The organism is Caballeronia sp. ATUFL_F2_KS9A, from assembly GCF_023630765.1.
In the GTDB taxonomy this organism is placed as follows: Bacteria; Pseudomonadota; Gammaproteobacteria; order Burkholderiales; family Burkholderiaceae; genus Caballeronia; species Caballeronia zhejiangensis.
Genome location: NZ_JALQEK010000031.1, coordinates 247,190 through 260,526 on the forward strand (window position 1 = coordinate 247,190; position 13,337 = coordinate 260,526).

General features: G+C 65.3%; 12 protein-coding genes. 7 read left to right on the plus strand and 5 right to left on the minus strand.

What is annotated here, in order from left to right; genetic code table 11:
- Nucleotides 1-27: 27 nt before the first annotated feature.
- A complete protein-coding gene (locus NCS67_RS19975; protein ID WP_008354254.1) occupies nucleotides 28-261 on the plus strand; it encodes a hypothetical protein in 234 nt (77 codons plus the stop codon).
- Here the strand turns inward: NCS67_RS19975 and NCS67_RS19980 are convergent.
- Nucleotides 258-2,246, minus strand: coding sequence for an AI-2E family transporter (locus tag NCS67_RS19980; RefSeq protein ID WP_008354253.1), 1,989 nt, complete (start codon nucleotides 2,244-2,246; stop codon nucleotides 258-260). The two genes, NCS67_RS19975 and NCS67_RS19980, sit on opposite strands and share 4 nt — an antisense overlap.
- A gap of 276 nt (nucleotides 2,247-2,522) precedes the next feature.
- Between NCS67_RS19980 and NCS67_RS19985 the strand changes: the two genes are divergently transcribed.
- The 5 genes from NCS67_RS19985 to zwf all read left to right on the plus strand — a co-directional run bounded on the left by NCS67_RS19985 (nucleotide 2,523) and on the right by zwf (nucleotide 8,376).
- Nucleotides 2,523-2,825 (plus strand): hypothetical protein, encoded by a 303-nt coding sequence (locus NCS67_RS19985; protein ID WP_008354251.1) that lies wholly within the window; start codon nucleotides 2,523-2,525, stop codon nucleotides 2,823-2,825.
- 156 nt (nucleotides 2,826-2,981) lie between these two features.
- Nucleotides 2,982-3,611, plus strand: a complete 630-nt coding sequence (locus NCS67_RS19990; RefSeq protein WP_250436272.1) for a glutathione S-transferase family protein — start codon at nucleotides 2,982-2,984, stop codon at nucleotides 3,609-3,611.
- Nucleotides 3,612-3,672: 61 nt separating this feature from the next.
- The gene (locus tag NCS67_RS19995; RefSeq protein WP_250436273.1) at nucleotides 3,673-5,757 is read left to right on the plus strand and encodes a 2Fe-2S iron-sulfur cluster-binding protein; all 2,085 of its coding nucleotides are present in this window, start codon (nucleotides 3,673-3,675) and stop codon (nucleotides 5,755-5,757) included.
- A 69-nt stretch (nucleotides 5,758-5,826) separates the two neighbouring features.
- A complete protein-coding gene (locus NCS67_RS20000) occupies nucleotides 5,827-6,726 on the plus strand; it encodes a LysR family transcriptional regulator (protein WP_008354248.1) in 900 nt (299 codons plus the stop codon).
- A 174-nt stretch (nucleotides 6,727-6,900) separates the two neighbouring features.
- Nucleotides 6,901-8,376: a glucose-6-phosphate dehydrogenase gene (zwf, locus tag NCS67_RS20005; protein ID WP_033535836.1), complete on the plus strand. Its 1,476-nt coding sequence runs from the start codon at nucleotides 6,901-6,903 to the stop codon at nucleotides 8,374-8,376.
- A 1-nt stretch (nucleotide 8,377) separates the two neighbouring features.
- Here zwf and NCS67_RS20010 read toward each other — a convergent pair whose 3' ends face one another.
- Both NCS67_RS20010 and NCS67_RS20015 read right to left on the minus strand, forming a co-directional pair.
- Entirely contained in the window at nucleotides 8,378-9,664 is a 1,287-nt protein-coding gene (locus tag NCS67_RS20010) for an FUSC family protein (protein ID WP_250436274.1), read from the minus strand.
- Between the two features lie 88 nt (nucleotides 9,665-9,752).
- A complete protein-coding gene (locus NCS67_RS20015; RefSeq protein ID WP_250436275.1) occupies nucleotides 9,753-10,391 on the minus strand; it encodes a LysE family translocator in 639 nt (212 codons plus the stop codon).
- A gap of 159 nt (nucleotides 10,392-10,550) precedes the next feature.
- Here NCS67_RS20015 and wrbA point away from each other — a divergent pair, with 159 nt between their 5' ends.
- Nucleotides 10,551-11,153 carry an NAD(P)H:quinone oxidoreductase gene (wrbA, locus tag NCS67_RS20020; protein WP_008354244.1) on the plus strand — a complete coding sequence of 201 codons (603 nt, stop codon included), beginning with the start codon at nucleotides 10,551-10,553 and terminating at the stop codon, nucleotides 11,151-11,153.
- Between the two features lie 7 nt (nucleotides 11,154-11,160).
- Here the strand turns inward: wrbA and NCS67_RS20025 are convergent, their stop codons facing one another.
- Nucleotides 11,161-12,777: an alkaline phosphatase D family protein gene (locus NCS67_RS20025; RefSeq protein ID WP_250436276.1), complete on the minus strand. Its 1,617-nt coding sequence runs from the start codon at nucleotides 12,775-12,777 to the stop codon at nucleotides 11,161-11,163.
- Nucleotides 12,735-13,322, minus strand: coding sequence for a universal stress protein (locus NCS67_RS20030; protein WP_250436277.1), 588 nt, complete (start codon nucleotides 13,320-13,322; stop codon nucleotides 12,735-12,737). The genes NCS67_RS20025 and NCS67_RS20030 overlap by 43 nt, the downstream gene beginning before the upstream one ends.
- Nucleotides 13,323-13,337 lie beyond the last annotated feature (15 nt).

Sequence of the window (13,337 nt, forward strand, 5' to 3'; positions counted from 1 at the left end):
GGACATTGCCCACGAGGAGTGTCTCCGATGACCGCTGAGAACAATCGCACGGAAGAAGCGCGAGCGATGGAACGTATCGTCAACGCGACGCGCCAGGTTCAGTCCGCTTTCCTGGCGCTGCAAAAGCAGTTTCCGCCCGAAGGCGACGGCCGGCCTTCGCAGATGGCGCTGCAGACCTTCGACGCCGCGCTTCAGGAACTCGAAGACGCGCAAGCCGCCTTCGACACCATGCTCAACGATCTGTTCGACGGCAACCGCTAAATCGCCACGTTCTCGCGCGGGCCGTTCAGCGCGGTTTCATCGCCGGCGTCGTTGAGGCCCGCCCACGGCACGCCGTCGGCGGACTGGCGGCGCGCGGCGGCCACGCACGCTTCGACCAGCTCCCTGAACGACACCGCCGCCGAACTCGTACGCACGAGCACTTCGCCTTGCAGCGAACTTTCGGGGAAGATCAAGCCGACGATCAGTTCCGCCGACGGCGCGCGCTGATGCAGACGCCGCAGCAGGTTGCGCAGATACGGCGGCGACTCGGCGGCATCGAACGACACGACGCAGATGATCGTCACGCCGGCGAGATCGACCTCGCCGAAGCGTCCGCGCGAAAAGCGCTCGTAGCCCGCGAGGTCCGCGTACAGGCCGTGCTTGCGAAACAGCTGCACGGCGATGGTCGCCGCGAGATCGTCGAGCTCGCTTCTCCCCGCGATGCAGAGCACCGACGCCGTGTGGCCTTCCTTCTGCGCATCGAAGCGCGCGGGCGGCGTCTCGGGCGCGATGCGCGGCCCGTCGTCGGGCGATTCGAAACTCGCGGGCAAGTCCTCTTTCGGCGCGACGGTGACGGCCGTGTCCTCCGCATCCTCCAGCCCTTCGATGATGTCGAGCGCAGACTCGTTGATGCGCCGCAACTGATCCGCCGTGACGACGCCGCGCAGCACGTCGTTATGCGCGTAGCGCAAGCCTTCGAGCGCGACATCGTCGTAATACGCGATCAGAGAGCGTTCCTTGAGCAACGTCTCGGCCTGCACGAGCGCCTCGTCGGGATCGTTCGCGAGCAGGCGCTGATAGAAGTTCTCGGCGGGCGTGAGCGCGGGCCGGTCGCCGAACAGCACGTCGAGAAATTCGAGGCGATCGACATGGCGGCCGAGAATCACGAGGCAGAGCGTGAGCGGCGTCGAGAGCACGAGGCCGATCGGCCCCCAGATCCAGCTCCAGAAAATCGCCGCGACGATCACCGCGAACGGCGACAGGCCCGTGCTATGCCCGTACAGCAGCGGCTCGACGACTTGACCCGCGACGATGTCCGTCACGCCGAAGAGCACGATGGTCCACACGAGCATCGCCCAGCCGGGACCGACGGCCGCCGCGAACACGACCGCGACGATCGCCGCGATCCACGTTCCGACATACGGCACGAAGCGCAGAAGCGCGGTCATCACGCCGAAGAGCAGCGCGCCCGGCACGCCGATGATCGCGAGCCCGATCGAAATGACGATGCCCACGCCCACGTTGATGCCGAGCTGCGCGAGGAAGTAGCGCGACAGGCGCCGCGCGGCTTCGTCCATCGCGGTCGTCGCCCGATGCAGGTCGCGCGAGCCGAAAAGCCGTATCAGCCGGTCGCGCAGATCTTCGCGCTGAAGCAGGATGAACACCGCGACCACGAGCACGATGCCGGTGGTTTCCAGCGGACTGATGATCGGCGACAGAAAGCGCTGCGCGAGTTCCAGCGGCGTCGGCGTGGGCTCGTGCACTTCGACGGGCATCGGCTGGTCGATCGGCGAAGCGGCCGGATTGTCCTCGTTCTTCGGCTCCTGCTCGCGCGCGGGCGAAATCCGCTTCAGCGCGCGCGATGCGCGGCCGAGAAACTCATCGGCGCGGCCGACGGTCATCTTCTGCACGGAATCGATCTTGCGCTCGACGGCGACCTGATACTTCGGCAGATCGCCCGCGAGCTGCGCGACCTGAGCGCCGATCAGCGCGCCGACCGCCGTCAGCACCGACAGCGCGACCACTACGGCGACGATCACGGAAGGCACTTGCCCGAAGCGCAGCCGCCGCAGGAAATCGACGAACGGCGCGAGCAGAAAGCTCAGCAGAATCGCGAGGATGATCGGGATCATCACCGCGCGGCCGAAGTACAGCGCGCAAATGACGATGACGCCTGTCACGAGCGACGCCAACGCGCGCACGCCGGGCGCTTCCGGCGGCAGGATCTTCGCGGGTGGCCGGCGCGGCCCGGGTGCTTGCGGCATGGAAACGGCTCGCTTTTAGTGTGTGGTCGGCGTGGAACGGCCAGTGCGCAGGCCGGAGCAACGTTGCATTATGCAAGACGCGTGCCGTCGATAAGCCGTTCGCCGCGAATAAGGTGAGCGCCTCCGGGATTCAAATTCGGCTGCGATCGGTTCAATGGTGAGGCAATACGGGAGCGAGCGCGCCGGAACAAACGCTGGTCTGGTTGTAAGAAGGGTGATCGGCCAATGCACCGGCGCGCGGACTACACTGAATCACGCTCTGCATTGGAGTCCGCCATGAACGCGATCCGCGCTTCAGTCGTAGTCATATCAGCATTCGCCGTCACATCGGCGTTCGCGCAGCTTCATCCGAGCGCCGAAACCGACATGTACGCGCCGCAAAACAGCACCAAGCTCATGCCGAACGCGCCGCTCGGCAGTCAATACCCGACGCACGGCAACGCGCAGGCCGGCGAGCTCAATCTCAATCCGAGCGATCCGCGCGCGCAGCTCGTCAACGGCCTGCCGAACAACGCCAACAGCGGCGGATACGGTTCGCCGCTCGCCGGCAACAAGGCGAACGTGCCGCGCGGCGAATAAATGACGTGGGTCCGCGCACCGAAAGCGCGCTCACCATTCTCGTTTCGAGAATGGTGATTTGAAAATCGACGGGATTCTCCTCATCGCGGCAAGAACCGATACTCGATTCACAGGACGGGACGTCTCCCGGCCATCAACCGAATCAGGGAATCTGCCGTGAAGATCTATCACCATCCGCTGTCCGGGCACTCGCACCGCGCGCGTCTCTTCCTGAATCTGCTGGGCGTCGAACACGAAGAAGCGTTCGTCGATCTCGCCGCCGCCGCGCACAAGACGCCCGACTATCTGAAGCTGAACCGCTTCGGCCAGATTCCCGTGCTCGTCGATGGCGGCACGGTCATCGCCGATTCGAACGCGATCCTCGTCTATCTCGCGAAAAAAGCCGGCAACACGAAGTGGCTGCCCGAAACGCCCGCCGAAGCCGCCGCCGTGCAGCGCTGGCTCTCCGTCGCGGCCGGGCAGATCGCGTTCGGTCCCGCCGCCGCGCGTCTCATCACCGTGTTCGGCGCGAAGTTCGACGCGAACGAAGTCATCGCCCGCGCGCACAACGTCCTCAAGGTGCTCGACGCGGAACTGGCGAATCGCGACTGGATCGCCGATATCGACGAGACCGCCGCCGCGCACCCGACCATCGCGGATGTCGCGCTCTACAGCTATATCTCGAGCGCGCCCGAAGGCAACGTCGACCTTTCCGCCTACGCGAACGTGAACGCGTGGCTGAAGCGCGTCGAAGCGCTGAAGGGTTTCGTTCCGTTCCAAAAGACGGCCGCGGGTCTCGCGGCGTAAAGTGAGCGCGGCGGCCGGCTCGCGCCGTGCCGCCGCGCCCGAATCGAAGAGGCATACGATCATGTCCGCTTCCGCGCTTGGCAATGTCAAACAGGTCGCCACGCCCTCGCCGTGGCATCGCGGCGAACTCGCCATTCAGAAGGCTTTCGGCGTCGACGAGCGCATGGACGGCGTCGGCCGGCGCGTCGTGCGCGATTACATGCCGGATCAGCATCGCCAGTTCTTCGGGCAACTGCCGTTCATCGTGGCCGGTTCCGTCGATGAACGCGGCGATCCGTGGGCGACGCTGCTCGCCGGGCATCCCGGCTTCATGCACGCGACCGATGCCAAAACGCTGTCGATGAGCCCCGCCCGCGATCCGCTCGATCCCGCCGACGCCGGCATGCACGATGGCGCGTCGATCGGCCTGCTCGGCATCGAAATGCACACGCGCCGCCGCAATCGCATGAACGGCGTGATTCATCGCGATGGCGCGAACCTCGCGTTCGACGTGGCCGTCGAACAGAGCTTCGGCAATTGCCCGCAGTACATCCAGTTGCGCGATTTCGAGTTCGTGCGCGATGCTTCCTTGCCGTCGCCGGTCGAGCCGCTCGAATCCGACGCCCTTTCGCCGCGCGCAAAAGCGATGGTCGCGAACGCGGATACGTTCTTCGTCGCGTCGTATTTCGATCGCGAGGACGGGCATCGGCAAGTGGACGTGTCGCATCGCGGCGGCAAACCGGGTTTCGTGCGTCTGTCGGACGACGGCTCGCTCACGATTCCGGATTTCGCCGGCAATCTCTTCTTCAACACGCTCGGCAACATTCTCGTGAACGCTCGCGCGGGGCTCGTGTTCGCGGACTTCGAAACCGGCGACATGCTGCAGCTCGCGGGCGACGCGGAAGTGCTGCTCGACTCGCCCGAAACCGCCGCATTTCAGGGCGCGGAACGGCTGTGGCGCTTCACGCCGCGCCGCATCGTGTATCGCGCCGAGGCGCTGCCCTTGCGATGGAAAGCGCGCAGCGACGGCGCATCGCCCAATTCGCTGATGACCGGCGACTGGACGCAAGTGGCCGAGCGCCTGAAGGCGGCCACGCTCGCGAACGTGTGGCGCGCGTTTCGCGTGAGCAGAATCGTCGATGAAAGCGATGCGATCCGCTCGTTCCATCTCGAACCCGCCGATGGCGCGGGCATCGTTCCGCACAAGGCCGGTCAGCATCTGCCGATCCGCGTGACGCTGCCGGGCGAGGCGAAACCGCAGATTCGCACGTACACGCTGTCGGTCGCGCCGTCGGACGGCGTGTATCGCATCAGCGTGAAGCGCGACGGGCGCGTGTCGGCACATCTGCACGACACGCTGAAAGCGGGCGACGTCATCGAGGCGCGCGCGCCCGCCGGAGACTTCACGATCGATCCGTTCGAGCAGCGTCCCGCCGTGCTGATGGCGGCGGGCGTCGGCATCACGCCGATGCTCGCGATGTTGCGGCACATCGTCTACGAAGGCTTGAGGAAGCGCCGCGTGCGGCCGGTGTGGATGATCGTGTCGGCGCATTCGCTCGCGAGCCGCGCGTTCTCGCGCGAAATCGATGCGCTCGCGCAGAGCGCGGGCGGCGCGGTGACCGTGATCCGCGTGCTCAGCGACACGAACGGCGCGCAAATGGACCGCGATTACGACGTGTCCGGGCGCATCGACATCGATCTGCTGACGAGCCGTCTGCCCTTCAACGACTACGACTTCTATCTGTGCGGGCCGGGCGCGTTCATGCAGTCGATCTACGATGGCCTGCGCGCGCTCAATGTCGCCGATGCGCGCGTGCATGCGGAAGCGTTCGGTCCATCGGCGCTCAAGCGCACGGCGGATCGCGGCGCCGACGTCAAGCCGATGCGTCCCGCCGCGACCGAGCCCGTGAAGATCGAATTCCTGAAGTCGGGCGCGAGCGCGCAATGGCAGCCGGGCAGCGGCACCTTGCTGGAACTCGCCGAAGCGAGCGGTCTGTCGCCCGAGTTCAACTGCCGCGGCGGCACTTGCGGCACATGCCGGACGCGCATCGCGAAAGGCGCGGTGTCGTATGAAAGCGAGCCGGCGTTTCATGTCGGCGATGACGAAGCGCTGATCTGCTGCGCGATGCCCGCCGCCGAAGGAGACACGCTCGAACTCGATCTGTAACGATTGTGCCCCGCGCGCATATCCGTGAGAATGCACGGCATCTCAAGCCTGCATGTCTCGTGCTTTCCCATGGACCGTTTACAGGCAATGACGACCTTCGTCACGGTGGTCGAAACCGGCGGCTTCGCATCGGCGGCGCGCAAGCTCGACGTGTCGCCGTCGGTCGTGAGCCGCGTCGTGACGGAACTCGAAGAACATCTCGGCGTGCGCCTGCTCACGCGCACCACACGCGTCGTGCGTCTCACCGACGCCGGCAGCGGCTATTTCGAGGACTGCCGCCGCATTCTCGGCGAAATCGATAACGCCGAACTTTCCGCGACCGGCACGCATTCCTCGCCGCGCGGACTGCTTTCGATCACCGCGCCGGTGATGTTCGGCCGCCTGCACGTCACGCCGATCGTCCTCGATTATCTGGGCCGTTATCCCGAAGCGGACGCAAGCTGCTGGTTCGTCGATCGCGTGGTGAATCTCGTCGATGAAGGCATCGACGTGGCGGTGCGGATCGCGCAATTGCCGGACTCGTCGTTGCAGGCGATCAACGTCGGGCGCGTGCGGCGCGTGCTGTGCGCCTCGCCCGCTTATCTCGCGAAGCACGGCACGCCACGTCATCCGGACGATCTCGCGGAGCATGTCGTGATTGCGTCGACGGGTTCGTCGACGCCCCCGGAATGGCGTCTCTCCGACGGCGAGCGGCAGTTTCTCGTGCGCTCGCATCCTCGCCTGACGACGACCACCAACGACTCGGCCATCGCCGCCGCGCTCGCGGATTTCGGCATCGCGCGGCTCCTGTCGTATCAGATCGCGCAACACGTTGCCGACGGGCGTCTCGCAATCGTGCTGCCGGAGTTCGAGACGCCGCCCCTGCCGATCCATCTCGTGCATCGCGAAGGGCGTCACGTCACGCAGAAAGTCCGCGCATTTCTCGACCTCGCCGTGACGACGCTGCGCGCGAACGAATCGTTGCGCTGAGCGCGTTAAACAAACACGTCTTCGGTGACAAATCGTCCATCGCTCGCCGAATCGAACGGCCGTTAGCACGACTGCCGTGCAAAATGCCGGCAAAACATGCAACATAGCTGTCTCGAACGATCGCTTCGATCGCCGCGCTTTCGGCTTATCTGAACCCTTACCGGCTCACGCACCATGACGAATCCAACTTCTCCCGTGAATGAACGCCCGCTCGACATGATCATCTTCGGCGGCGGCGGAGACCTGGCGGCGCGCAAGCTGCTGCCGGCGCTCTACATGGCGCACACGCACTGCAACCTGCCCGCGGACACGCGCATTCTCGCCATCGGCCGCAAGGACTGGACGCGCGAGGATTACCTCAAGAATTTCATGGAAGAGCAGGCGCGCCCTTTCATCGATTCCAAGGTTTTCGATGCCCAGTCGTGGGACAAATTTCTCGCGCTCTTCGATTACGTGCGCATCGACGTCGAGAATCCCGGCGATTTCGAGCGTCTCGCACAGGCCGTGCGTCCTGGCTCGCAGCGCGTGCTGTATCTGTCGACGTCGCCGGAACTGTTCGTGACGATCTGCACCAACCTCGATAACGCCGGCATTCTCGACGAAAACGCCCGCGTCGTGCTTGAAAAGCCGCTCGGCCACGATCTCGCATCGGCGCGCGCGATCAACGATGCGGTCGGCAAGCACTTTAAGGAAGAGCAGATCTATCGCATCGACCATTATCTCGGCAAGGAAACCGTGCAGAACCTGATGGTGCTGCGCTTCGGCAACGCGATCTTCGGCCCGCTGTGGCAGGCGCCGTACATCAAGAGCGTGCAGATCACGGTGTCGGAGACGGTGGGCGTCGGCAGCCGCGCGGGCTTCTACGATCACACCGGCGCATTGCGCGACATGGTGCAGAACCACTTGCTGCAATTGCTTTGCATTGTCGCGATGGAGCCGCCCGTCTCGCTCGATCCGGACGCCGTGCGCGACGAAAAGCTGAAGGTGCTGAAGTCGCTGCGGCCGATGACCGTCGCCGATATCGCACGCGACACCGTGCGCGGCCAGTACACGGCGGGCGCGGTCGGCGGCGAGGCGGTGAAGGGTTATCTCGAAGAGCAGAACGTGCCCGCCGACAGCCGCGCGGAAACCTTCGTGGCGCTGCGCGCGCATATCAACAACTGGCGCTGGGCCAACGTGCCGTTCTTCCTGCGCACGGGCAAGCGCATGCAGAATCGCCGCTCGGAGATCGTCATCGACTTCGCGGACCTGCCGTTCTCGATCATCCCCGAAGGCCCGCGTCATTACGGCAACCGCCTGACGATCACGCTGCAGCCGGAAGAATCGATCCAACTCCAGATGATGGCGAAGGAACCCGGCAGCGGCATGCACATGCAGCCCGTCACGCTCAATCTCGACCTGCAGCAGGCCATGACGCAGCGGCGCGCGGAAGCGTACGAGCGCTTGCTCATCGACGTGATTCGCGGCCGCCTCACGCACTTCATGCGGCGCGACGAACTGGAAGCCGCATGGACCTGGGTGGAGCCGATTCTCAACGGCTGGAAGGAACTCGGCGACCGTCCGCGCGGTTATACGGCGGGAACGTTCGGCCCGGCCGCTTCGAGCGCGTTGATGGCGCGCGAGAATCTCGCCTGGGCGGAAGAAGCCTGATTCACCGCATCGCGGCGTGCGGCCCCCGTTTCGAGGCCCACGCCGCGCCCGCGGCCATCACCGCGGACAACACCACGATGCCCGCGAGAATGCCTTCGAGCCGCATCAGCGCGGGCATCGGGTCCGACGACCAATGGTGGTCCTGCACGAACACCATGATGAACGCGATGCTGAACTGCCGTCCGACATAGCTCGCGCCCTGCGTGCCCGTCTGCACATGACAGCCGATCCACACGCCCACGCATAGCGCGATCATGCAGGCGACCGCGTTGTCGCCGAGTAGCGGCAACAGCGCGAGACTCGCCGCGCCCGCCAGCAGACAGCCGATGAAACGCTGAATCATGCGCTCGGCGATCGGCTTTCGCGTCGGCTTGCCGAGCGCCGATGTCGGCAAGATCAGCACGGCAACCGCCGTCACCATCGCCTGCGCGAAGCCGGGCAGATTCCACGCATACGCGATCGCCGCGAGGATCATCACCGACCATGCGCCTTGCCACGCGAGCCGCTTGCGCATCGCGAGCGCGGTCTGCTCGGCGCGCGCGAGGTGCGTCGCGTCGAGCGCCTGCACGGCGCGGGCGGCATCGGAAGGAATGACGGTGACGGTTTGCGCGTTGACGCCATCGACGCGATCCACGGTGGATGCCGCCTGCGCGCGCGGCACCGGCGGCGCGCCGCGCGACTTGCGATAGTGCTGCACGCCCGCATGCACAAGCGCCGACACGGCCACGCACGCGGCCGTCCCGACCATCACTTCGGCGACGCGCAAGAGCGCAAACGACGCCGTCGCCGCCGCGGATTCGAGCCGATGCGCCTCGAACGTGACCATGAGCGAGGTCACGCCGCCGAGCACCCACGCGTAGCCCGCATCGGAAACGAGCGCCCGATACACCGACATCCCGACGATCGCCCCGAGCAGCGGCACGAAGAGCCACGGCACGTCGCCGATGATCGGCCCGGCGACCGCGCCGATCAGCGCGCCGGCGATCGTCCCGACCACGCGATGCACGCCGCGTTGCGCGCACGCCGAGAATTTCGACTGCATCACCGCGAAGCCGCTGATCGCGGCCCACCAGATGTTGCTCAAATGGAAAGCGTAGGCGAGCGCGACGGCAAGTCCGACGGAAAGCATCGCCTGCGTGGCGAAGAGCGCACGGGCGGGCGTCGGCCTGATCGCGACGAGTTCGCGCCCGAGCGCGGCGAAGGCGTCGCGGACGATGTGGACGAACGCGGCTGCGGCGGTTTCGTGCGGGATCGGGCGGGCGCTTCGGGAAGAATCGTCGGTCGGCATCGTTCTCGCGATTGTTCGGACGTCTGGCTTGAGCGTAGCCGCCGATCGTCCGGATGCAAAGCCGAACCGCGAAAGTGCGGCAAATCCGCTACACGTGCGAAGTGAGCAGACGCAGGCCCGCCGCGCCGAACACGAGCGCGAGACATGCATCGAGGCCGCGCTGGATGCGTTTGTACATGCGCCGCGCGGAGGCCATCGAGAAGAGCGCGGCATAGCCGCCGAACACGCATACGCCGATGCAGAGGCACCCCGCGACGACGACGAGCATGTGTCCCGGCCCTTCCCCCGCCGACGATCCGAGCGCCGCCACGGACATCCACACGAGAATCGCTTTCGGATTCGTGAGATGCAGAAGTGCGCCGCGCGCGTAGAGCCTGCGCGCGCTCTGCCCTTGCGCATCCGCCGACGAAGCGCGCAGCGGCGGCTTCAACGCCGCGCGTCCCGACTTGAACGCGAGCCACAACAGATACAGCCCGCCGCAGATCTTCACGCCGACGAGAAAGCCCGAGTACGCCGTCAGCGCGGCGGAGAGGCCGAGCGCGGCGAGCATCGCCCAGAAGAAGGAGCCGGACATCACGCCCGCCGCGAACGCGAAGGCCGCGCGCCGCCCGGACGTGCTCGCGATCGACATGATCGCGAGATTGCTCGGCCCGGGACTCGCGGTGCCGACGAAATACGCCGAATAAGCGATGAGCAGATTCGCGCTGAGCAAGGCGTGGCCGTTCATGGCGTGTGCGTCTCCGGTTCGGGTTTCGGGCAGTGTCGTCGAAGGCAGACGCGCGCGTCCATGAACGCTTCGCATTTTTGCGGGCAGGCCAGTTCCTTGCGCACGCACTCGCCGGTGCTATCTTTGAATGCGCACAAGCCCCTCTCACAAGGACACATCATGGCGAAAGTACTGGTTCTCTATTATTCGATGTACGGCCACGTGGAAACGATGGCGCAAGCGATAGCCGAAGGCGCGCGCGGCGTCGCGGGCACGGAAGTCACGCTCAAACGCGTGCCCGAAACGATTCCCGCCGATCAGGCCGCGAAGATCGGCGTGAAGCTCGATCAGCAGGCGCCGGTCGCGACCGTCGACGAACTCGCCGACTACGACGCGATCATCTTCGGCACGCCGACGCGCTTCGGCAACATGGCCGGCCAGATGCGCACGTTTCTCGATCAGACGGGCGGGCTCTGGGTGAAAGGCGCGCTCGTCGGCAAGATCGGCAGCGTGTTTTCATCGACGGCTTCGCAACACGGCGGACAGGAAACCACGATCACATCGTTCCATACGACGCTGCTGCATCACGGCATGGTGATCGTCGGCGTGCCGTATGCGTGCGCGGGACTCACGAACATGAGCGAGGTGTCCGGCGGCACGCCCTACGGCGCGACGACGCTCGCTTCGTCTGACGGCAGCCGTCAGCCATCGCAGAACGAACTCGATATCGCGCGTTATCAGGGCAAGCACGTCGCCGAGCTGGCTGCGAAGCTCGCCGCTTAAGCGACGCTCACGCCTCGACGTCGAGCTTCACTTCGTACAGCGACTTGCCGTTGAGGTCGTGCAGCGAGACCGTCAGCGCGCGGCTCGCGGGATCGATCTTCGCGCGGCCATAGAACTGCTGCATGGCCGCGGGCGAACGGTTCTGCGGATTGTCCTTCGGCACGCTGACATAGCGCAGTTCGGGACCGAACGTCATGTCGAGATCGTTCGGGCCGAACGTGCCCGCGTTGATCGGCCCGCCGACGAATTCCCAGAACGGCTTGAACTCCGTGAACTTCGCGCGCGACGGATCGTAGTGCGTCGCCTGCGCGTAGTGCACGTCCGCCGTAATCCACACGACGTTCCTGATGTCTTCCTGCTTAATGAAGCGCAGGATGTCGGCAAGCTCCAGTTCGCGGCCGGACGGCGCGCCGTTGTCCGCGTTGGCCCATGCCTCGAAGGTGCCTTTGGGCACATCGGGGTTCGCATCGGGCACGACGAGCGAGATCGGCATGTCGCTCGCAATCACCTTCCACGTCGCGCGCGATGCCTTGAGCGATGCCTTCAGCCACGCGGTCTGCTGCGAGCCGAGAAATGCCGAATCCGCGTCGAGACGCGTTTGCGTGTTCGGCGAGTTCGCGCCGCGATACGAACGCTCGTCGAGCATGAACACATCGAGCAGCGGCCCGAACTGAAAGCCGCGATACACCTGTTCCGGATCGAGCTGATTGATGCGATACGGGTTGTACTCGAACATCGCCTGCTTCGCGCGCGCTTCGAGCAGGTTGATCGAACGCGTCTGATAACGCTTCTCCGCTTCGCCGATCACTTGTCCCGGATACCAGTTGTTGCGCACTTCGTGATCGTCCCATTGCACGAGGAACGGCACTTCGGCTGCGAAGCGGCGCTTGTTTTTATCGAGCTGGTTATAGGCGAACGCCGCGCGATAGTCGTCGAGCGTCTGCGCGACATGCGACTTCCCTTCGGTCACGATGTTCGTCCACATCGTGCCGTCGGGCAGCTTCACTTCCGGTTCGATCACGCTGTCCGCATAGATCTGATCGCCCTGATGGATGAAGAAATCCGGCGCTTCGCGACGCATCGCTTCATAGATGCGATAGCCGCCGAAGCGCTCGTTGATGCCCCAGCCCTGCCCCGCTTCATCGCCGGAAAATACGAAGCAGATCGGCTTCTCCGCTTCGATCGATGCCGTGCGCAGACGTCCCGTCACCGGCTCGCTGTAGGCTTTGCCATCGACGAGATCGGCGAAGCGCACGCGATAGAACACATCGGCGCCGGGCGGCAGGCCGGTCAGATCGACGCGCGCCGTGAAACCGCTGCTTTCGAGCGCGGCCGGTCCGATGCGCCGTTGAATCGTCCTGAAGCTTTCGCTCGTCGAATACTCGACGATCATGCGCGCGGGCCGGTCCGTGCGGCTCCAGACGATGCCGCTCGTCGCGGTGACGTCGCCGCTCATCACGCCGCTGGGTAGTTGCGGACGCAACTTGTCGGCGGCGACGACGGCGGGCGCGACGCCTTGCGCGAGGGCATCGGCGAGACCCGCGCCTGTCAGGGCGAGGCCCGTGCCGGAAACGAGGCCCTTCAGCAAGGTGCGTCGGGACGGTTTGATGATGCGATCCGGCATGGCGAGCTTCCTCTCGAACTGAATGATGGGGTTGTGCGCTGCGTCGAATCGACGATGGTAAAGCGTAACGGTGTCGCTTTTGTTTCAACGCTCGCTTCATTACCCGCGCGGTTCGATGCGATCAGCACGCGGCGATTGCTGTGGCGGCTCACGGCATCGGCCACGCGTTCTTCCCAGAAACGCCAGTGCGTGGCTTTCGTGCGGCCTATCACGATGAGATCCGCGTCGAACTCGCGCGCCGCCTGCGCGATCGTGCGCGCGAGCGTCGTGCCGCCCGGCAGGTCCATCGTCACGCACATGCCGTTGATGCTCGATGCGCGTATCGCCTGAAGCGTGCGCTTCTCGACTTCGCGCGCGAGTTCGTCGACCTGCGCGAGCGCCGCGCCGAAGTCGTATTGCGCGGACGATATCGCCCAGAACGGCGCGCGGTCCACGACATGAAGCGCCGTGAGGCGCGCGTTACATTCGCGGGCCCGCGCGATGCCGAGCGCAAGCGCTGCATGGCTGCCATCCGGTCCCACTGCGACGAGAACGTGTTGTTGCATGATGTCGTCTCCGGT